Annotated in this window: 15 protein-coding genes and 1 other RNA gene; 6 read left to right on the forward strand and 10 right to left on the reverse strand. The window is 68.4% G+C overall.

From position 1 onward, the window contains the following. Window positions 1-267: division/cell wall cluster transcriptional repressor MraZ (locus ACFE87_RS21085; RefSeq protein WP_375461630.1), on the reverse strand; the 267-nt coding region annotated here is incomplete at its 3' end. 356 nt (window positions 268-623) lie between these two features. Here ACFE87_RS21085 and ACFE87_RS21090 point away from each other — a divergent pair. Then, complete coding sequence (locus tag ACFE87_RS21090) at window positions 624-890, forward strand: hypothetical protein (protein ID WP_375461631.1); 267 nt, start codon at window positions 624-626, stop codon at window positions 888-890. A 5-nt stretch (window positions 891-895) separates the two neighbouring features. On the opposite strand, the gene rnpB is transcribed toward ACFE87_RS21090, so the two are convergent. Next, an RNA gene (gene rnpB / locus ACFE87_RS21095) (RNase P RNA component class A) lies at window positions 896-1,310 on the reverse strand. 202 nt (window positions 1,311-1,512) lie between these two features. Between rnpB and ACFE87_RS21100 the strand changes: the two genes are divergently transcribed. The 3 genes from ACFE87_RS21100 (at window position 1,513) to ACFE87_RS21110 (ending at window position 3,349) form a co-directional block, all read left to right on the forward strand. After that, window positions 1,513-1,782: a hypothetical protein gene (locus ACFE87_RS21100; protein ID WP_375461632.1), complete on the forward strand. Its 270-nt coding sequence runs from the start codon at window positions 1,513-1,515 to the stop codon at window positions 1,780-1,782. 68 nt (window positions 1,783-1,850) lie between these two features. Then, the gene (locus ACFE87_RS21105; protein WP_375461652.1) at window positions 1,851-2,567 is read left to right on the forward strand and encodes a TerB family tellurite resistance protein; all 717 of its coding nucleotides are present in this window, start codon (window positions 1,851-1,853) and stop codon (window positions 2,565-2,567) included. Then, window positions 2,567-3,349 (forward strand): N-acetylmuramoyl-L-alanine amidase, encoded by a 783-nt coding sequence (locus tag ACFE87_RS21110; protein ID WP_375461633.1) that lies wholly within the window; start codon window positions 2,567-2,569, stop codon window positions 3,347-3,349. The genes ACFE87_RS21105 and ACFE87_RS21110 overlap by 1 nt, the downstream gene beginning before the upstream one ends. Before the next feature lie 11 nt (window positions 3,350-3,360). Here the strand turns inward: ACFE87_RS21110 and ACFE87_RS21115 are convergent, their stop codons facing one another. From ACFE87_RS21115 to mscL, 3 genes are all read right to left on the reverse strand, one after another. Then, window positions 3,361-4,692: a tetratricopeptide repeat protein gene (locus ACFE87_RS21115; RefSeq protein WP_375461634.1), complete on the reverse strand. Its 1,332-nt coding sequence runs from the start codon at window positions 4,690-4,692 to the stop codon at window positions 3,361-3,363. A 180-nt stretch (window positions 4,693-4,872) separates the two neighbouring features. Next, window positions 4,873-6,066 (reverse strand): pyridoxal phosphate-dependent aminotransferase, encoded by a 1,194-nt coding sequence (locus ACFE87_RS21120; protein WP_375461635.1) that lies wholly within the window; start codon window positions 6,064-6,066, stop codon window positions 4,873-4,875. A gap of 122 nt (window positions 6,067-6,188) precedes the next feature. Further along, the gene (mscL, locus tag ACFE87_RS21125; RefSeq protein WP_375461636.1) at window positions 6,189-6,641 is read right to left on the reverse strand and encodes a large conductance mechanosensitive channel protein MscL; all 453 of its coding nucleotides are present in this window, start codon (window positions 6,639-6,641) and stop codon (window positions 6,189-6,191) included. Between the two features lie 99 nt (window positions 6,642-6,740). On the opposite strand from mscL, the gene ACFE87_RS21130 reads away from it, so the two are divergent. Then, on the forward strand, window positions 6,741-10,262 hold the full coding sequence (locus ACFE87_RS21130; protein WP_375461653.1) for a NahK/ErcS family hybrid sensor histidine kinase/response regulator: 3,522 nt from the start codon (window positions 6,741-6,743) through the stop codon (window positions 10,260-10,262). A gap of 791 nt (window positions 10,263-11,053) precedes the next feature. Here ACFE87_RS21130 and ACFE87_RS21135 read toward each other — a convergent pair. The 5 genes from ACFE87_RS21135 to ACFE87_RS21155 all read right to left on the reverse strand — a co-directional run bounded on the left by ACFE87_RS21135 (window position 11,054) and on the right by ACFE87_RS21155 (window position 17,291). Next, on the reverse strand, window positions 11,054-13,264 hold the full coding sequence (locus tag ACFE87_RS21135) for an FAD-dependent oxidoreductase (protein ID WP_375461637.1): 2,211 nt from the start codon (window positions 13,262-13,264) through the stop codon (window positions 11,054-11,056). Window positions 13,265-13,395: 131 nt separating this feature from the next. Then, entirely contained in the window at window positions 13,396-13,875 is a 480-nt protein-coding gene (locus ACFE87_RS21140; protein WP_375461638.1) for a PIN domain-containing protein, read from the reverse strand. Then, window positions 13,875-14,135, reverse strand: a complete 261-nt coding sequence (locus ACFE87_RS21145) for a type II toxin-antitoxin system Phd/YefM family antitoxin (protein ID WP_375461639.1) — start codon at window positions 14,133-14,135, stop codon at window positions 13,875-13,877. The genes ACFE87_RS21140 and ACFE87_RS21145 overlap by 1 nt, the downstream gene beginning before the upstream one ends. Before the next feature lie 44 nt (window positions 14,136-14,179). Further along, window positions 14,180-15,388, reverse strand: coding sequence for an acetyl-CoA C-acetyltransferase (locus tag ACFE87_RS21150; RefSeq protein WP_375461640.1), 1,209 nt, complete (start codon window positions 15,386-15,388; stop codon window positions 14,180-14,182). Window positions 15,389-15,479: 91 nt separating this feature from the next. Then, entirely contained in the window at window positions 15,480-17,291 is a 1,812-nt protein-coding gene (locus tag ACFE87_RS21155; protein ID WP_375461641.1) for an acyl-CoA dehydrogenase C-terminal domain-containing protein, read from the reverse strand. Between the two features lie 268 nt (window positions 17,292-17,559). Here ACFE87_RS21155 and ACFE87_RS21160 point away from each other — a divergent pair, with 268 nt between their 5' ends. Continuing rightward, window positions 17,560-20,853: a hypothetical protein gene (locus ACFE87_RS21160; RefSeq protein ID WP_375461642.1), complete on the forward strand. Its 3,294-nt coding sequence runs from the start codon at window positions 17,560-17,562 to the stop codon at window positions 20,851-20,853. The last annotated feature ends 158 nt before the right edge of the window (window positions 20,854-21,011 follow it).

A 21,011-nucleotide genomic window follows, 5' to 3' on the forward strand; every position in this document is an offset into this window, starting at 1 on the left:
ATCGACCTTGAGGATCTCGCTCGTGCCGAACAAGGCCGTCGAGAGATGATCCCGCTCGTCCGAATAGGGCGGCAAGGTCGACAGGAACGCGTCGATCTCGCCAAGAAGCGTGTTGCCGCCCGCGTCCAAGGCCGGCGCATCGAGCGCCGGGTGAACGTAGACGCCCTCGAACCCGTCCCGGGCGAGAACTGCCCGGAACGACGCTGGAATCGAGACACGGCCTTTCACGTCCAACCGATTGGTGAAGTTGGACACGAAGCGATCCATGCGCAGACGCCCGCACGCCCCATGACATCAGCTGCACAGCGGCGGGACACCCGCCGCAGCCCGTCTCGATGGAGCGCGCGCCGCCGATGCATGCCGGTCCGCCGCAGCCCAAGCGGCGTCCGACAGGCTGAGCGCAGCCCCTCGTGTACGGGATGCCATGGGATAGCATGGGCATATATGGGCGTCAATCGAATGAACCCGGATTTGCCGGGCGGATCAAGGCGCATTCAGACCTAAGCAAGGTTAATGAAGCGTGTCGGGCACAGGGCGTATTCCACGCCCGGAAGGATCGGAGAAGGGAACCTCCTTCTGCTCGCGTTGTTGTATACCCTCTCCGACATTCGAGGATCAGAACCATGAGATCAGGACTCATCATCGCGTCTGCACTGGTCGCGCTCGCGCTTCCGCTGTCGGCTCAGGCTCAGGGCATTGCCCGCGGCGCGCAGGACGGAGCTCGGGACGGCCGCAGCGTCGCGGGTCCCGTCGGAGGGGCGGTGGGTGGAGTCGTCGGAGGTGCGTTCGGTGGCGCGGTCGGCGGCGTGAAGGGCGTGCTCGGCATCCCGCAGCGCACCGGTGTTCGACGCAGCAGCCGTCGCGCCGCAAACTATCGTCGTCGGCGCTGATCGAAGGTGTCAGCCGGCCTGTAAGCCGGGTTCTGTAGGGTCCGGGAGCAAGCTCCGGGACGTGGCGGCCATTCATCTGGGACGGCCGTTACCGGCCGCCTCGAGCGATCAACCCGGGCGACGGGCCTGATAGCGGGCCCTGGCACCTTTCGGCACCGTGCCGCCCCTATTCGATCTTGCTCCCGGTGGGGTTTGCCGTGCCGTCCGCGTTGCCGCGTCCGCGGTGCGCTCTTACCACACCCTTTCACCCTGACCTCCGGCCGGCTTTCGCCGGTGGTCCTGAGGCGGTCCGTTTTCTGTGGCACTGTCCCTAGGGTCACCCCCGCCGGACGTTATCCGGCACCGTGCTTTCATGGAGCCCGGACTTTCCTCTTCAGCCGGAACTCGCGCTCCGCCCGAAGCGGCCGCCCGGCCGACTGACCCGGTCGCTTTGGCGGCGTCCGGGTGCTGCGTCAAGCGTGGCGGGACCCGTGTCGGCGATGTCACGGCCTGCGAAATCATATCGTAACCACAGGGCCGTAGGGGGAGACATCCGGGAACGTTCCCGGCATCATCGAGTTCGCCCTGTCGACGTAAGCTCGGCTGCCGCGGCCGGGAGGAAACGCTTGGAGAAGGTCGCCCAATGAAGAAGATCATGCCCGTCAGCCTCGCCGGTGCGCTCGCTCTGTCGCTCGGCGCCTGTTATTCGCCCGGCGAGCGCGCTGGCGGCGGCGCGCTGATCGGCGGTGCCACGGGTGCCGCGATCGGGGCGGCAGCCTCGGGTGGTCGCGTCGGCGGTACGCTCGCGGGCGCCGCGATCGGGGCGGCGGGCGGAGCGCTCGTCGGCGCTGCCACCGCGCCTTGCCCCTACGGCACCTATCGCGATTATTACGGCAACGTGTATTGCCGCTGAGCCGCGGCTGACACATCCACCCGGTTGGGCCATGACCCGGCCGGGTGTCTCGGGCCTTCATCGCCGATATGTCTCTTTGGGGTAAATTCGGCGGTGGCGGATTGGGATTGGCGGTGGGTGGGCCGCTTGGCGCTCTGATTGGTGCCTTTGCCGGCCACTACCTGGTTGACCGGACCGGTGCGCCCTTCGGTCCCGCGCCGCGCGATGTCGTCCTCACCACGGGACTGATCGCGCTCCTCGCCAAGATGGCGCGCGCAGACGGGGTTGTCCTGCGGTCCGAGATCGACGCGTTCGAGGCCGTGGTCGTCGTTCCCGAACGCGAGCGGGCCAATGTGGCTCGCCTCTTCCGGCTCGCCCAGGGTAGTGCGGCCGGCTATCAGGCCTACGCCGCGCAACTCGCCTCCGCCTTTGCGGAGGAACCCCTGCTTCTCGACGACATCGTCGAAGGGCTCTTCTTGGTCGCGAAGGCGGATGGTGCGGTCCACGAGGCGGAGGCGGCCTACCTTCGGGACGTCGCGCTCGCCTTCGGTCGGAGTGAGGCCTGGTTCGAGGCCACGCTCGAGCGCCATGTGCAACGTGAAGACGATCCCTATCTGGCCATCGGGGCGGATCGGGCCTGGGACAACGCGGCCCTCAAGGCCCATCATCGGCGGCTCATCTTGCAACACCATCCCGACCGCGAAATCGCGCGAGGCCTGCCGCCCGAGGCGGTCAGGATCGCGACCGACCGCCTGGCCTCGATCAACGCGGCCTGGGACCGGATCGCGGCGGAGCGCGGCATGTGATGGCCCGAGCCGCACGCCCTCGCCACGAGCCCGCTCTCGACAGCCCGGTCGCCATCGATTTCCAACCCTCGCCGAACCACGGCGAGCGGCGCGGGGACAGCCTCGACCTGTTGATCCTTCACTATACCGGGATGCGAGACGGGGCGCTCGCTCTCGCTCGGCTCTGCGACCCCGCGGCCGAGGTCTCGGCCCATTACGTGGTGCTGGAGACCGGGGACGTGCGCCAGCTCGTTCCTGAATCGCGCCGTGCCTGGCATGCCGGTGCGGGCGCATGGGCGGGGGAGAGCGACATCAACTCCCGCTCGATCGGGATCGAGCTCGTCCATCCGGGCCATGACGGCGGCCTTCCGGCCTATCCGGCCTCGCAGATCGAGGCGGTGGTCCGGCTTGCCTCGGACATCGTCGCCCGATGGAACATCCTGCCCGAGCGCGTCCTCGCCCATTCCGACGTGTCGCCCTCCCGCAAGGAGGACCCGGGCGAGGGTTTTCCCTGGGACTTGCTGCATGCGGCAGGAATCGGTCATTGGGCGCGCCCGGCACCGCTCGGCGAGGGCCGCGTGCTCGCGCCGGGCGAAACCGGACGAGGCGTCGAGATGCTGCAGGCCATGCTGGCCCGCTACGGCTATGGAATCGAGCGGACTGGAACCTACGACGCGGCAACGACGGCCGTCGTCACTGCTTTCCAGCGACATTTCCGGCCGGCCCTTCTCGACGGACGGGCCGACCTGTCCACCGTCGCGACGCTGCGCGAGCTGATACGGACCCTGCCGGTTTCGGCCTGACGCGGACGCGCTCAGAAGCGCAGGGTCGGCCCGAACGAGATGCTGAGATTGCGGCTGTCGTAGTTGCGCAGCCGCGAGTCGATCTCGGAATACTGGACCTGCAGCGAGATCCCGGCGAAGTCGTAGATCGGCATTTCGAGGAGCCCGCCGACGCGATATTCGCGATCCCTCCGGCGGCGGATGGGGTCGACGAGCGGGTTTGCCGCACTATAATCATGATGGGCCACGCCGGCACTCGGCACGAACAACCACCGGCGTGCTCCCCAGGGCCCGGTGAATTCGATCGGCAAGCCGACATCGAGCGCGACGCCGTCATAGCCGTTATAATCGAAGAGAGCGCGGGTCTCGTTTCGCAGATAGGCGGCGCGGGCCTGCCAGCGGAAATCCGCCTCGGCGAAACTCGCGACCGCGCCCTGCATCAGGAGGCCGGTCGTCCAGAGCGTTCCGGCCTGCTCGCTCGCGGTCGAATACTCGGCCGATCTCTCGAACCGGCGGGCGCGGCTCTCGAAGAAGGGCTCGAGCACGACCCCATTCGCGACCGGCACCGACACGGAAACGCCGCCGCCCGCCGTCGAGAGATAGCGCTGGTCACCGAGCGTGACGCCGTTCACGAGCCCGTAGGGCCGGATGGTCAGGCCCGGAAAGGTTTCGGGCGCGAGCGCGAGCCTCGGTCCGGTCTGGACCTCGACGAAGCCGACATCGAGGAGGCCGAACCTGAACTGGCGCGAGCCATAGGCCGCGACATTCGTCTCCCAGACGTCGCCGCGCTGGTTTTCGAAATCGTAGACATGCCGGAGAGCGGCGAGGCCGAACGCGTTCCAGTCCGGCCGGCTCACGAATTGGCGCCCGAGGATCGCGTCCTGGCCGAAGGAGCTGACGAACGCGCTCGCCGGCCCGGCATTCGCGTTGCTCTGGTAGCGAAAGCCCACCTGGGTATAGACGCTGAACTGATGAATGCTTGTCCGGCGGTCGATTTCCCTCAGGAACCCGGCGACCCGGGCCCGGACCTCCGGACTCGTCTCGGGCGAGGAGGTCGCTGCCTCGAAATAGCTGCGGGCCATCTCGTAGGAGCCGAGCCGGAAATACAGGACGCCGAGTTCGAGCTTCACCCGCGTCAGCGCCGGATTGTAGAAGAGGATCCGCTCAAGCGCCCCGATCGCGGCCTCGTTGTCGCCCCGCCGTGCGGCGGCATCCGCGAAGAGGAAGGACAGGTCGGGATTCGATGGGTTGCGCAGCACCTGGCCGAACAGGGCCTCGACCTCGGGATCTCCCACCGGCCCCGCGATCCCGGTGAAGCTCGCCGGCTGGGCGAAAGCCGCGCCGGACCAAGCCAGGGCCGCCACGGCAGCCGCGCCGATCCTTCGCCACCAGGCTCTTGCGCCGTCCGCCCTCATCCCTTCATCAGTCGACTGGTGGCGAAGACTGTCAATGCTTGAGGAAGTCCGCTCAGATCATCGACGCGGCTCAGTCTCCTTTCGGCAACGACCTCTGCCGGCAGTCACCGGGCGGAGCCAACCAGGTCTTCAGGCCGGAGCTGCTCCGGCGAGTCCCGGCAGAACTCTCCCCAGTCTCGCGACCGCCTCGGCCAACTGCACCGGGTCGCGCAGGAAGCAGAGCCTGAGATGGGCCTCGCCCCCTCCCCCGAAGGCGGTGCCGGGAGCGAGCCCGACCTGGGCCGTGTCGATGAGGTCGCGCGCGAGCCGCGTCGTGTCGGTCCGGCCCTCGACCCGGAAGAAAGCGTAGAAGGCTCCGGGCGGCGCGGGCAGGTCGACCACATTCGTGGCCCTGAGACCGTCGCAGACGATGGCCCGCCCCTGCCTCGCCCTCGCGATCTGGCCTTCGACGAAGGGCTCCCCCTCCTCGATCGCCGTGACGGCCGCCCGCTGGATGAAGCTCGTGACGCCCGAGGTCGAATACTGGACGAGATTTTCGATCACCGGCCCGAGCCGGACCGGCGCCTCGAGCCAGCCGATGCGCCAGCCGGTCATCGCCCAGTTCTTCGAGAAGGTCTGGACGAACATGATCCGGTCGTCCTCCGCCATCACGTCGCGGAAGGAGGGCGCGAGCCCGCCCTCCGGGCCGTCATGGGTGAAGCGCCCGTAGATCTCGTCCGCAATGATCCAGATCCCATGCCGGCGGGCCAGGTCGAGCATCGCGACGAGATCCTCCCGCCCGGCCGTCCAGCCGGTCGGATTGGCGGGCGAGTTGATCACCATCGCGCGCGTCCGCGGCGTCACGAGCGAGGCGAGGCGGTCGAGATCGAGATGCCAGCCGTCCGGCCCGGCCTGCATCGGCACGGAGACCGGCGTCGCGCCCGTGACCGTGACCGCCCCGTCGAAATTCGGCCAGGACGGGGTCGGGATCAGGACCTCGTCGCCGGTCCCGGCGACGATCCGGATCGCGATCTGGGCAGCATGCATGCCGCCCACCGTCACGTAGATCCGCTCGGGATCGACATCCGTGCGGTAGAGGCGCCCGAGATAGGCCGCGATCGCGGCCCTGAGTTCCGGGATGCCGCGCTGGTAGGTGTAGAAGGTCTCCCCCGCGAGAAGCGCGCGATGCGCCGCCTCCATGATGAAGGGCGGGGTCGGCAGGTCGCCCTCGCCCACGAAGAGGGGGATCAGCCCGGGCCGCCCGCGGGCATAGCTCATGACGTCGACGATCCCGCTCGTCGGCGCCCGGGCGGCCTCGGGACGAATCTCCGGATTGGTGGTCATGAGCGCTCCGTGGCGAGATCCGGATGAACGGCGAGGAGCCGCCTCGCTGTCGGCGGGACCGTAACAGGTCCGCCGGGCCCGGTCCGGTCAAAGCCCCTGATGGGACCGATCGCTCCCGGTGATCAGCGTGGAATGGAGGACGGATCGGCAGCAGCCCCGACCGTCTGGCCGCGGGCGATCAGGTCGCGGATCTCGGAGAGAAGCTGCACGTCGGCCGGAACCTCCGTCTTGCTCTCGGCCGGCTTCGCGACCAGCCGGTTCATGGCCCGGATCACCAGGAAGAGGACGAACGCCACGATGCTGAAGTTGATGGCGATGGTGAGAAACGTCCCGTAACCCAGAACGGCGCCAGACTTCTTCGCATCCACATAGGCCAGCCCCGTCTGAACCGTCGACGACAGCGGGACGTAATAGTTCGAGAAGTCGAGGCCGCCCGTGATCGCTCCGATCATCGGCATGAAGATGTCGCCAACGAGCGACTCCACGATCTTCCCGAAGGCCGCCCCGATGACGACGCCGACCGCGAGGTCGACCACGTTGCCCCGCAACGCGAACTTCTTGAATTCCTCGAGCATGGCAGGCATCCCATCGCGGCCCCGAAGGGCGCAGCATAGCCTCGGCCCGTCCTTCCGGCTAAGCATCGGGGCGTGACGGGATCGGGTCTTCCACCGGCGATGGCGAGCTGGGGCGTCGTGCTGACGGCCCTCGTCTATCTTTGCCTGTTATTCGCGATCGCCCATTGGGGCGATTACGCTGGCCACCGCATCATGCGACGGCGGCATCGCGGCACCGTCTACGCGCTCGCGCTCGCTGTCTATTGCACGTCCTGGACCTTCTACGGCTCGGTCGGGCTGGCGACGCGGTCCGGCCTCGACTTCCTGGCGATCTATATCGGGCCGATCCTGATGATCGGCCTGGGCTATCCGATCGTGGTCAGGATCGTGCGCATCGCGAAGGCGCAGAATATCACGTCGATCGCGGATTTCGTGGCCGCCCGCTACGGCAAGAGCGAGAGCGTGGCCGCTCTCGTCTGCCTGATCGCGCTCGTCGGCTCGGTGCCCTACATCGCGCTGCAGCTAAAGGCGGTCTCGTCCTCGCTCTCTGTCTTCCTCGCGGCCGAGGGCTCGACGATCGGCTTCGACGTGCTGCCCTTCGGCGATCTCGCGCTGGTCATCTCGCTCGTGCTGGCCGGGTTCGCGGTCGCGTTCGGGACGCGTCATCCCGACGCGACCGAACATCAGAACGGACTCGTCCTCGCGATCGCGGTCGAATCCGTCATCAAGCTGATGGCCTTCCTTCTGGTCGGCCTGTTCGTCGTCTACGGAATGTTCGCGGGCTTCTCCGACCTCGCCGCGAAGCTGAGCTATGCCGGTCCGCTGCATCAGGTCCTCGGGCCGACGTCGGGAGCCACGAGCTACCTGACGCTGATCCTCCTCTCCGCCTGCGTCGCGCTGCTTCTGCCGCGCCAGTTCCACATGACGGTGGTCGAGAATCGCTCCGTCGAGGACGTGCGCCGGGCGGCATGGCTCTTCCCGCTCTACCTCGTTCTCATCAACATCTTCGTGATCCCGCTGGCGCTCGCCGGCCTGTATCTCCTGCCGGCCGGCACCGATCGGGACATGACCGTCCTCGCCCTGCCGCTGCAGGCCGGCTCCGGCCTCGTCGCGCTCGCGACCTTCGTCGGCGGATTGTCGGCCGCGACCGCGATGGTGATCATCGACACGGTCGCGATCTCGATCATGGTGTCGAACCACCTCGTTCTGCCGCTCGTCCTGCGGCGCGGCAGCTTCGGCGCAACTCCGAACCCTCCCGGCGGCGAGTTCCGCAATCTCGGCGGCTTCGTGCTGGTCGTCCGGCGGATCGCGATCGTCGCCGTCACTCTCCTCGGCTACGCCTATTATCGGGTGGCTGGGGAGTACGAGCTCGCCTCGATCGGGCTCCTCTCCTTCGCGGCCGTGACCCAGATCGCTCCCGCCTTCTTCGGCGGCCTGGTCTGGCGTCGCGGCACGGCGGCCGGCGCCGTGGCCGGCCTCGCGGTCGGGTTCGCCGTCTGGGCCTACACGCTGCTCCTGCCGGTGCTCATCACCGGGACCGGTTGGGGAATGATGCTGGTCGAAGGCCCATTCGGGATCGCCGGCCTGAACCCGGTCTCGCTCGCTGGAACCGACCTCCCGCGGCTGACGCACGGTGTCCTGTGGAGCCTCGGCCTCAACATCTCGGCCTATGTCGTCGGATCGCTGCTGCGACCGGCCGGCGCGCTGGAGCGCATCCAGGCGGCGACCTTCGTGGGCGAGACCACGATGCCGATCTCGCCCTCGCTGCGGCTGTTCCGGGCCAGCGTTACGGTCGAGGAGCTGAAACAGGCGGTCGGGCGTTTTCTCGGGCACGACCGCACCCGCCGATCCTTCGCCGGCTATGCCCGCTCCCGCGGGGTCACGCTGGAGGGCCGGCAGGAGGCCGACATCCACCTCCTGCGCTACGCCGAGCACCTTCTCGCCTCGGCCATCGGCGCTGGCTCGTCCCGGCTCGCGCTCTCCTTCGTGCTCCGCCGGCGCAACCTCTCGACCAAGGCGGCGCTGCGCCTGCTCGACGAGGCCTCGGCCGCGATGCAGCATAATCGCGACCTCCTCCAGCATGCGCTCGACCATGCCCAGCAGGGCATCACCGTGCTGGACAGCGACCTCCGGCTCCTGTGCTGGAACCAGGCTTTCGTGGACCTCTACGGGTTCCCGACGGACCTCATCCGGATCGGGGTCGGGCTCGAGGAGATCCTCCGCGTGAACGCCACCCACGGGGCGTATGGGCCGGGCGCGGTCGACGACCTCATCGCGACGCGGCTGCATTCCATGCTGCACGACCAGGGGCCCACGCGCGTTCGGCTCGCCTCCGGCCGGGTCATCTCCGTCCGATCGAACCATCTGCCGGGCGGCGGCCTGATCGCGACCTATACGGACGTGACCGAGCTCGCCGACGAGGAAGAGGCGCGCGAGCGTGAGCATGAGACGCTTGAGCGACGCGTGCGCGAGCGGACGGAGGAGCTCACGCGGCTGAACGAGGAACTGACCCGGGCGAAGCGCGAAGCCGACGACGCCAACGCTTCGAAGACGCGGTTCCTGGCCGCCGCGAGCCACGACATCCTGCAGCCGCTGAACGCGGCCCGGCTCTACGCGACCTCCCTGATCGAACGGCTGCGGGAAACCCGCGACGCGACGCTCGCGGCCAATATCGATGCCTCGCTCGACGCCGTCGAGGAGATCCTGACGACGCTGCTCGACATCTCGCGGCTCGATTCGGGTGCGCTGACGCCGCAATTCTCGGCCGTTCCCCTCGACGACATGTTCCGCCACCTCGCGCGCGAATTCGAGCCGGTGGCGCGCGAGAAGGGCCTCGATCTGCGCTTCGTCCCGACCTCGCTCTCCGTCCGGTCCGACCGCCGCCTGCTCCGCCGCCTGCTGCAGAACCTTGTCTCGAACGGCGTGAAATACACGATGTCCGGCCGCGTTCTCGTGGGTGTCCGCCGCCGGGGCCGCACCGTGCGACTGGAGGTGCTCGATACCGGCCTCGGCATCGCACCCTCGCAGCAGGAGGAGGTCTTCCGCGAGTTCCAGCGGCTGCCCCATGGAGCACGGGTGGCACGAGGGCTCGGTCTCGGGCTCTCCATCGTGGAGCGGATCGGGCGCGCGCTCGATGTGGAGATCGGGCTTCGGTCGGAGCCGGGCCGCGGCTCGGTCTTCTCGGTCGTTCTTCCGGTCACCCGGGCCGCCATGATCATCCGGCCCCCCCGGGAACGGCCGAGGGCCCCGGCGCCGCTCGCCGGCCTGTCGGTGCTCGCGATCGACAACGAGCCTGCCGTGCTCGGCGGCATGCAGACCCTGCTTGCCGGCTGGGGCTGCGACGTGCAGATCGCGTCCACGCTCGAAGAGGCAAAAGGCTGGATCGCGGTCTCGCCCGGCGCGCCCGAGATCGTCATCGCCGATTACCATCTCGACGACGGCGACGGGCTCCAGGCGATCGTGGCCCTTCGCGATCAGCTCGGCCCCGATCTCCCGGCGATGCTGCTCACGGCGGACCGCTCCCCGGCCCTCGCCGAACGCGCGCGCGCGGCAGGGATCGCCATCCTGAACAAGCCCCTGAAGCCGGCCGCGCTCCGCGCCTTCCTGGGCCAGGTCAGGTCGACCCGCGTCACAGCCGAATGATCAGAGAGCGGCTCACCTACGGCCGGGCCCGCTTTGAACGCTTGGTTGCGGCCTCACCCGGCGGTGGCTGAAGGTCGGGTCAGCACCGAGCCCATCGACACAGCCGAGGATGCGATTGTCCTCCGCCTTGGCGCACGACTGCCTCCCCCTCCCCTAAAGCGCTGCATCCAGGTTCCGATCGAGCGACCAGCAGGTGATTGAGCGTTTCATGGACCGATCGAAGAACGCATCACAATCGGCATGCTAATTCTCATCCGTGAGATATTGGACGGCATCGTACAATCCCACGTTAGCCTAGCGGTTATAGACAGCCAGCATCCCTAGATCGTCGTCATTCTCTTCATCCAAGGAGATGTGCGTTGCTATACGGTCCAACTTCCAGGACCCACTCGGTCGCTATCTAAAATCGTCTAGTCGCTCGGACGCGCCTCGCCGGCCGGCCGGCAGCTTGTTCTCTCGACGTGATCGTATCGCGTCCACGGCAGCGGCCCTCCGCGGGGGAAAGGCCGCGCTTCCACCGCATCACTTCTGTCCGAGGATCCAGGAATGCCTGAATACGAACCGCTTCTCACTCGCCTGGAGGCCACCAGAGTCGACCTATTCCGGCGACGCTGGCTTCATGGGACGACCACGCACGCCCGGCTCATGACTCAGATCAACCAGGACATCGAGAACGTGCTCCGCCTGATGCTCTGCGCCGAGCAGGGCGTCACGCCGCGCGTTTTCTGCTGCCGCGAGTACCTTCGGGACTGACGAGGGAGCCGGCAGCACCCGGCCGAGGCGCGTGAGGTTCAGGCAGCAGTCCTGGCCGGTTCCGAGCGGTAGAAGGTCGTGCCGCGTTCCGCCATGTCGACGAGGATCCGAGGAGGTGCGAAACGCGGCCCGTGCTTGGCCTCGAGCCGGCGCGCGAGGGCCACGAAGGCCGTCGCGCCCATACCGTCGATATAGGACAAAGCTCCGCCCGTGAACGGCGCGAAGCCGAAACCCAGGACCGAGCCGACATCGGCCTCGCGCGGATCGGTGACGACGCCTTCTTCTACGGTACGGGCCGCCTCGAGGGCCTGCACCACGAGAAGGCGGTGCTTGACCTCGCCCCGGTCGATCTCGTCAGGCGCCTGCGGAAAGCCGCCCACCGACCCAAGGTCCGGCCAGAGCCGCTTCGGACCCTGCCCCTTGTCGGGATAATCGTAGAAACCCTTGGCGTTCTTGCGCCCGAGCCGGCCCTCGCGCTCGACCATGACGGAGAGGATCTGCTCCTGGTCGGGGTTCACGGCCCCCTCGCCCACCTGCGCCTTGGTAGCCCTCACGACCCGGAGGGCCAGGTCGATCCCGACCTCGTCGTTCAGCGAGAGCGGTCCGACCGGCATGCCGGCCATCCGGGCCAGGTTCTCGATCATGGCAGGCGGAATGCCCTCCGCGAGCATCAGGTGGCCCTCGAGCAGATAGGCCCCGACGCAGCGGTTGGCGAAGAAGCCGCGGGCGTCGCCCACGACGATCGGCGTCTTCCGGATCGCCCGGACATAGTCGAGCGCGGTGGCGAGCGCCCTCTCGCCGGTTTGCGATCCGTTAATGATCTCGACGAGAAGCATTTTCTCGACGGGTGAGAAGAAGTGGATGCCGATGAAGGCCTCCGGCCTCCGCGAGGCTTGGGCCAGGCCGGAGATCGGCAGGGTCGAGGTGTTCGAGGCGAAGATGCAATCCGGCCTGATCGCGGCCTCGACCCTCGCGATCACCTCCGCCTTGACCTTCGGGTCCTCGAACACGGCCTCGATGACGAGGTCGCAGGCCGCGAGCGCGCCGTAATCCGGGGTCGCCGTGATCCGGCCGAGAAGGGCTTCCCGCTCCGCGCTCTTCGCCCGGCCCTTGTTGATCTGGTCGGTCATGAGCTTGTGGGAGTAGCTCTTGCCCTTGTCGGCCGCCTCCTGGTCGCGATCGACGAGGATCACGTCCAGCCCTGCCTGTGCGGTGACATAGGCGACCCCCGCGCCCATGAAGCCCGCGCCGACGATGCCGACCGTCTTCAGCGAGGTTGCGGCCTCACCGGCTGGGCGACGGGCGCCCTTCTCGAGTTCGCCCTTCGACAGGAAGAGCGTGCGGATCATCGCGGCCGCCTCTTTCGAGCGAAGGATTTGGGCGAAGTAGCGGCTCTCTACCCGGAGAGCGAGGTCCATCGGCAGTTGCAGGCCCTCATAGACCGACTGGAGAATGGCCTTGGCAGCCGGGTAGTTGTCGTGCGTCTCGCGGCGATAGATCGCGTTCGCGGGCGGCCAGATCATCATTCCGCCGGGCGAATAGACCTTGCCGGACGGGGCCTTGAACTTCGGCTGGTCCCAGGGCGCGACGGGAGAGCCGCCCGCGCGGATCCAGCTCTTCGCCTTCTCGACGATCTCGTCCCGCTTCGCGACCTCGTGCGCGAGGCCCATATTCTTCGCCATGAGCGCGCGGATCTGCTCGCCCCGGAACAGCATCTGGAGCGCGTCCCCGGTCTGCATCAGGCGGGGCACGCGCTGGGTGCCGCCGGCACCGGGGAAGAGGCCGACCTTGATCTCCGGCAACCCGACCCGGGTCGCATCCTCGGAGGAGAGCACGCGATAATGGCAGGCGAGCGCGAGTTCGAAGGCCCCGCCGAGGCAGGTACCGTGCACGGCCGCGGCGAAAGGTTTTCCGCAGGTCTCGAGCCGCCGATAGACGAGGGAGAGCTTGCGGGATTCCTCGAAGAAGAAGCGCATCGCCTCCTCCTCGCCCTCCTCCCTCGCCAGCCGGGCATATTCCAGCCCGAGCCCCTGCAGCATGGTGAGGTCGGCGCCGCCCGAAAAGCTCTCCTTGCCGGAGGTGACGACGCAGCCCTTGATGGCCGCGTCGCCGGCGACACGCTCGACGATGTCGGACAGCTCCGCGATCACCTCCGTCGTGACCACGTTCATGGAACGGCCGGGCATGTCCCAGGTCGCGAGCGCGATGCCGTCGGAGTCGATCTCGACGCGGAAATGGGTTTCAGTCATGGCGCGCTCCGCTCAAATTGTGTTGCGGCGGCCCGTCTGCTCGGTCTTCCGCGCCGGTCCGCGCGCGGCGACGAGTGCCACGAGCGCCAGCCGGTCCGAAACGCTCCGCTTCACCGACATCGCCTCGCATCTTAGGACAGGAGAGAGCCCGCGCGAAGCGGGGCCGGCTCATCAGCGAAGGAGATCGACAAGTAGCGGGTGGGCGTAGCCGCGAAGGGATTCACGATGGTGACGCCGCGCCAGACGAAGCCATCCTGCATGTCTTCCGAAAGGAGCATGCGACAGCCCGCCTCGGCCGAGGCCGCCAGGATGATGGCGTCGAAGATCTGGAAATCGTGCTCCGACGCGAGATCAAGCGCACTCTCGATCGTCGTCGTTGCCGTCGGAGCCACGAGCGCAAACCCTTCCCAAATCGCCAGGCGCTCACGCGACTCGGCTGCCGGCAGCTTCGCCTTTGCTCGGAGTACACGGAACAACTCGGCGAGCACCTGAGCCGGCATGACGAGATCAGCCCGACGAACGCGCCTCAGAACCCGGCGCGCGGTGTCCTGCTTCTGCACCTCGCCGAGCGATTCCGCATAGACGAGGATGTTCGTGTCGACGGCCACCATCAGAAGTCGTCGTCGTAGATGTCGTCCCTCGTCCAGGTGATCGGGATGTTCAGCGCGGGTTGCGATCGCAGATGGTCGATATGTTCTTCCCACGCCTTCTGGCGATCCGCCTCGATCCGCGCGGGCTCTTCCCTCTCTATCGGGACGACGCGCATAACCGGCCTGCCATGCGAGGTGACGACGACCGTCTCGCCGGCGGACACGTCGCGCAGCAGCTTCGAGAAATAGCGGTTCGCATCCGCTGCCGTGATCGTGCGCATCCCTAACAGAAGTCGAAATCACTACTTTCGTCAATTAAGGTCCGTCACACCCGCTCGATCACCGTGGCAGTCCCCATTCCGGCACCGATGCAGAGCGTCACGAGCGCGTTGCCCTTGCCGGTGCGCTCGAGTTCGTCGAGCACGGTGCCGAGGATCATCGCCCCGGTGGCGCCGAGAGGATGGCCCATCGCGATCGCGCCGCCGCAGACATTGATTTCGTCCGGGTCGAGATCGAACGCCTGCATGTAGCGGAGCACCACCGAGGCGAAGGCCTCGTTCAGTTCGAACAGGTCGATATCGGCCTTGGTCATGCCGGCGCGACGGAACAGCTTTTGGGTCACGTCGACCGGGCCGGTCAGCATCAGGGCCGGTTCGGAGCCGATATTGGCGAAGGCCCGGATGCGCGCCCGGGGCTTCAGCCCGGCCGCGACCCCGGCCTCCTTCGAACCGACCAGGACGGCCGCGGCGCCATCGACGATGCCCGAGGAATTCCCGGCATGGTGGACGTAGTTCAGCGCCTCGATCTCGGGATGCGCGTCGATCGCGACCGCCTCGAAGCCACCCATCTGACCCATCTGGACGAAGGAGGGTTTCAGGCTCGCGAGCGACTGCATGTCGGTCTTCGGCCGCATATGCTCGTCATGGCCGAGGATGGTGAGGCCGTTCACGTCCCGCACGGGCACGACCGAATTCTGGAAGCGGCCCTCCTCCCAGGAACGCTGCGAGCGCTTCTGGCTTTCGACCGCGTAGGCGTCGACGTCGTCGCGAGAGAAGCCGTATTTCGTCGCGATCAGGTCCGCCGAGACGCCCTGCGGCATGAAGTAGGACGGGACGGCGATCGCGGGATCGACCGGCCACGCCCCGCCGGATGCGCCGATGCCGATGCGGCTCATCGATTCGACGCCGCCGCCGATCACCATGTCGTGCTGGCCCGCCATCACCTGGGCGGCGGCGAAATTCACCGCATCCAGGCCCGAGGCGCAGAAGCGGTTGATCTGGATGCCGGGCACATGATCGCCGTAACCGGCCGTGATCGCGGCCGCCCGGGCAATGTCGCCGCCCGCTTCCCCGACCGGGTCGACGCAGCCCAGGACGACGTCGTCGACGAGCTTCGTATCGAGGCCGTTGCGGTCGCGGATGGCCCGAAGCGCCGTCTCGGCGAGCCGAAGCGCCGTGACCTCGTGCAACGACCCGTCGGCCTTGCCGCGCCCGCGCGGGGTCCGGACATGATCGTAGATATAGGCCTCAGCCATCAACCGCCTCCCGGCCGCCGGCACAGCGAGCCTCCCGCGATATAGAGCGTCGCGGGCGACCTCGCGAGGGGTCCGCCCTCGCTTGCCGTCCTCAGAACATCTCGGCCGGCAGCGCCATGATGGCGTCCGACCCCGCCTCGATCCTTCGCTTGAGCGCGCCGGTCTCCGGCATCATCCGCTCCATGAAGAAGCGGCCGGTGGCGAGCTTCGCGTCCATCCGGCCCACGATGCCGGCGGAGGCGACCGCCCCGTTCGCCGCCACCTTCTTCTCGAGCGCCGCCTTGCACATGCGCGCCCACATGTAGCCGAGCGCCACGAGCCCTATCAGATGCATGTATTCGGTCGCGCCGGAGCCGGCATTGTCCGGCTTCGCCATCGCGTGCTGCATGAACCACATGGTCGCGCCCTGGAGGTGATCGAGGCTCTCCGCCAGCGGCTCGACGAAGCGTTTCATGTCGTCGTCGCCGGCATTCTCGCGGCAGAATCCCTGCACCTCTCCGAAGAAGGCCATCACGGCACGGCCGCCCTCACGGCCGAGCTTCCGGCCGACGAGGTCCATCGCCTGGATGCCGTTCGCGCCCTCGTAGATCATCGCGATGCGGGCATCGCGGACGAATTGCTCCATGCCCCATTCGGCGATGTAGCCGTGGCCCCCGAAGACCTGCTGGGCCCGTACGGTGTTGTCGAAGCCGACATCGGTCAGGACGCCCTTCACGACCGGGGTCAGGAGACCCAGCCGGTCGTCGGCCGCCTGGCGCTCCGCCTTGTCCTCGGACCGGTGCGCGACGTCGGAGGACAACGCGGTCCAGAGCGCGAGCGCGCGGGCCGCCTCGTTGAAGGCCCGGATGGACATCAGCGTGCGGCGCACGTCCGGATGGACGATGATCGGGTCGGCCGGCTTGTCCGGCTGCGCGGCGCCGTTCAGCGAGCGACCCTGGAGGCGGTCCTTCGCGTAGGCAACCGCGTTTTGGTAGGCGACCTCGGACTGGCCGAGCCCCTGGATGCCGACCGCGAGCCGGGCCTCGTTCATCATCACGAACATGGCGTTAAGGCCGCGGTTCTCCTGACCCACGAGCCAGCCGGTCGCGCCGTCGTAGTTCATGACGCAGGTCGAATTTCCGTGGATGCCCATCTTGTGCTCGATCGAGCCGCAGCTGACGCCATTGCGGGCGCCGAGCGAGCCGTCGGGTCCGACCATCAGCTTCGGCACCAGGAAGAGGGAAATCCCCTTCGTGCCGGCGGGCGCGCCCTCGATTCGGGCGATCACGAGATGGATGATGTTCTCCGACAGGTCGTGCTCGCCGGCCGAGATGAAGATCTTCGTTCCGGTGATCGCGTAGGAGCCGTCGCCGTTCGGGACGGCCTTCGTCTTCAGGAGCCCGAGATCCGTGCCGCAATGCGGTTCGGTCAGGTTCATGGTGCCGGTCCAGGCGCCCTCGACCATCTTCGGCAGGTAGAGGGTCTTCTGCTCCTCGGTGCCGTGGGTCACGAGAGCCGCGATCGCGCCTTGGGTCAGCCCCGGATACATGCCGAAGGCGAGATTCGCGGCGGAGATGAATTCCTGCATCACGGTGTTCAGCGTCATCGGCAGATCCTGGCCGCCATAGGCGGCAGGCGCCGAGAGGCCCATCCAGCCGCCCTCGCGGTATCCGTCATAGGCGGCCTTGAAGCCGGTCGGCGTCGACACGCTCCCGTCCGGGTTCCGGCGGCAGCCCTCCAGGTCGCCCACCCGGTTCAGAGGCGCGACCACCTCCTCGCAATAGCGCGCACCCTCCGCCAGCACGGCCTCGATCACGTCGGGCGTCGCATCGGCGAAGCCGGCGAGGTTGCTGTGCCGCTCGATCTTGAGGACGTCGTTCAGGATGAACAGGACATCGTCGACCGGCGCCTTGTAGCTCGGCATGTTCAGACCCCCGGTACCTTGCCCGACCGCTCCGGCGCTCATAGGGCAAAGTCGCTGCCGGACAAAGGTGAGCAGCGTCGCGGGACGACGAGACCAGCCAATCCGAGGGTGTCTTAACCGGCCGTTTACCTTGACGGGCAAGATTGGCCCCGCAACGCAGCATCATTAGCGATTTCTTATATCGCCAGGAACGCTGCGCTGCGGCCTCTTGCCCGCACCGGGGCGGCGGGAAGCCTGCTCTGCCCCGTGCGGCCAAGAGAGCCCACCCATGACGAGAAGCCCTCTCCGTCGCGACGAGGACGACAGCCAGCCGGCCGAGCGCGAACCCGCGCGGGAGCGGGACGAGCGTCCTGCGCGTGCCGGGCGGAAGCAGGTTTCCGAATACGAGGCCCTCCTCGCCGCCACCGGTGCGAGCGAGCGTCGTGCGATCGAGACGGCGACGAAGACCGCGGCCGCGCTCGGTTCCGTCGCCTCATGGATCGAGCGGGCGCAGGAGCAGCTCGAGGAAACCACCAAGGTCGCGTCCCGGGTCCAGGAGGAAACCGCCGCGGGCCTGACGGGCGTCGTCGACACCCTCGGCCATCGGCTGCAGCAGATCGAGACCAAGGTCGATGCGACCGATCCGGCTTCCGTCGACAAGGCGTTGCGGGCGATCGAGCGTCTCGAGACTCGCCTCGCCACCAATCCCGACGAACCGCGGGGCGGCGCGCCGGAATTCGAGGCCGCGCTCCGGAGCTTCGAGGGCCGCATCCAGGAACTCAGCGAGCGCATCGGTGCCGCGCAGCGGCCCCTCGGACGGCGCGGGCTCCTGCCCGAATCCGAACTCAAGAGCGCGGTCTCGGAGATCCGCGCCCACCAGAGCCAGCTCGAAGCAGGTCCGGTCCGGAGCCCGGAACGTGCGTCGCTGCCCGCGCTCGGCACGCTCGCCCGATCGCAGACCGCCATCCTGACCACCCTCAAGGCCGACGTCGCCAAGCTCGCCGGCCGGCTCGACGACGGCGTTCCGGGCGCGAGCCAGGGCGGCCAGGATGCCTTGCGGAGCGAGATCGCAAGTCTCCGGGGCTCGGTCGCGACCCGGAGCGATCTCGACAGGCTCGAGAACGGCATCCGGTCGCTGACGACCGACCTCGCCGAACTCCGTCTCTCGGGCCACGGACGGCCGACCTCGCCCGAGATGCAGGCGCTGCAGGCGGAAATCCGGCGTCTTGCCGACAGCCAGAATTCCACCTCCGGCAAGTCCAGCGCGCGCGAGATGGAAATCCTGTCGCACAAGCTCGACATCGTGGCCGCGAGCGGGGTCGACCCGGCCGTGATCGGAACCCTGACGCAACAGGTCGGCGAGGTCAGGACCCTCCTCACCAGCGCGGCCGCGCCTCAGGCCCTGTCGCTCGTCAGCCATCACTTGGCCGACCTCAAGCGCGAGGTCGCCGAGGTCGGCGGCCGTCAGATCGATCCCGACGAATTCTCCGCGCTGAAATCGGCCGTGGACGAGATGCGGGCCGCGCTCGCGGACCCGGTCGTCCGTCCAGGCCAGGATATGGCGCGCGCGGTGCGGGACGTCGGACAGCCGATCGAGGCCATGCTGGTCGCCCTCGTCGACAAGCTCGACCGGGTCGAGCGGCGGGTTTCGGATCCGGAGGCGCTCGATCATCTGGAGCGGCAGATCCAGGGCCTCGCCACCCGGATCGGCGAAGGACCCGGCCGCGATCCCGTGCTCGCCACCCTCGAACAATCGATGGGCGATCTGCTGCATCAGGTCGCGACCTGGCGTGACGGCGCCGTTGCGGCGGCCGAGCATGCGGCCCGAACGGCGGTCGCGGAAACGCTGGGCGCGATGCCGGTCGCAGCCGAAGTCGAGCGTCACCTGAACGGGATACAGGACCAGTATGCAGCCGCCGAGGAGCGCACGCAGGACAGCCTCGCGGCCGTTCATGCGACGCTCGAACAGGTGGTCCAGCGAATCACGTCGCTCGAGGGCGACGGCGTGGCGGCCGAGCCGCCGGCCCGGCACGACCCTCCGGTCTCCCGCCGCCCCGCAGCCATCAAGGAAGCGGTTTCCGTCGGGAGCGAGGTGCCGCCGCAATGGCCCCGCAGCGAACCGCCGGTGATGAGCCCGGTCGCCGCCCCTGTGCAGCGTCCCCGCATCGAGCCCGTCGTGGCGAGCCCCGCCGAGGCGGACCAGCCGCTCCCGCCCGCCGAGGACGAGATCCTGCTTGAACCCGGCGCCGGCAGGCCGGGCCAGAACGTGGCCGCACCGGTTCCTGCCGGTGAGGTCGTGACGGAGCCGGCCGACATTCGTTCGAGCTTCATCGCAGCCGCCCGTCGGGCCGCCCAGGCGGCAGCTGCGGAATCCTCGCAGCCGAAAAAGATCGCTGGCGCGAAGGACGGCGCTCTCGCCCGCATGTCGCCGGCCGAGATCGTTCGTCGCGTGCGCCGCATGATCGACGAGCGTCGCCGGCCTCTGCTTCTCAGCGCGGCGGCTCTGGTTCTCGCCGTGGGCACCCTCCAGGTCGTCCGCAACGCGGTCGGGACCGGACCGGACGCGACCGTCGCCCGGACGGCTGCCGCTCCGGCTCCGGTCAGCCGGCCGATGGTCGTCGCCTCGCTTGCGCCCACGTCCCGGACCGACATCGCCGACCCGACCACGACCCAGTCCATCGCGCCCAAACGCCCGGCAGTCGAAGCGCCTGCCGCAACCAGTCCCGCTCCAACGCCCGAACGCAGCGAGGCCGCGAGGTCGCCGGCGGCGCCGATCCCGCCCGCAGCCGCGTCCATCCCGACCCCGTCTGCTCCTCAAAGCGTGGCGGCGGCGGCGTCGGACAGCGCCCCTGCGACGCCGCCACCGGCCGCATCGCCCGCGCTCCCCTCGGCGCGGGCCGCCATACCGGCCCCGGATGCCACCCTCCCGGTCGGCATCCGGACCGCCGCGCTGGCCGGCAACCCGGTCGCGCTGCATGAACTCGGCGTCCGCACGGCCGAAGGCCGCGGCGTTGCGCGCGATCCGAAAGCCGCGGCTGCGCTCTTCGAAAAGGCCGCCGCGAAGGGCCTCGCGCCCGCGCAATACCGGACCGGAAACATCTACGAGAAAGGCTTCGGCGTCCCGCGCGACATCGAGGCCGCGAAGCTCTGGTATCGGCGCGCTGCGGAAAACGGCAATACGCGCGCCATGCACAACCTGGCCGTTCTCCTCGCCGACGGCGGCGGGAAGCCGGATTACAACGAGGCCGTGACTTGGTTCACCCGCGCGGCGGAACGCGGCGTCAGGGACAGCCAGTTCAATCTCGCCGTTCTGCACGCCCGCGGACTCGGCACGGCGCAGGACCTGTCCAAGGCCTATCTCTGGCTGGCGCTCGCCGCCCAGGAAGGCGACGACGATGCCGGCCGCAAGCGGGACGATGTCGCCAAGCGCCTTCCCGCGGCCGACCTCGCCCGGGCGAAACAGAGCGTCGAGACGTGGCGCGCCGTTCCGGCGAACACGGCCGCGAACGAAGTCCAGGTTCCGGCCGGCGGCTGGCCGGAGCCCACGGCCACGAAACGCGGATCCCGGGAAGCGCGCGCCTGAGATCGCTCATCGCCCGTTCAGCGGCGAGGTGATTACGAGACGGCTCCGTGACTTCTCTATCCGGCCCCGATCCCGTCCCGCACGGTATCGTGAGACCGACGGGGAGGGGCCCCGGGGTCGCGACCGTTCGGGGCGTTGACGCGGGGCTCCTGCGCCGC

Origin of the sequence: uncultured Enterovirga sp. (assembly GCF_964242715.1) — a bacterium.
GTDB lineage: Bacteria > Pseudomonadota > Alphaproteobacteria > Rhizobiales > Beijerinckiaceae > Enterovirga.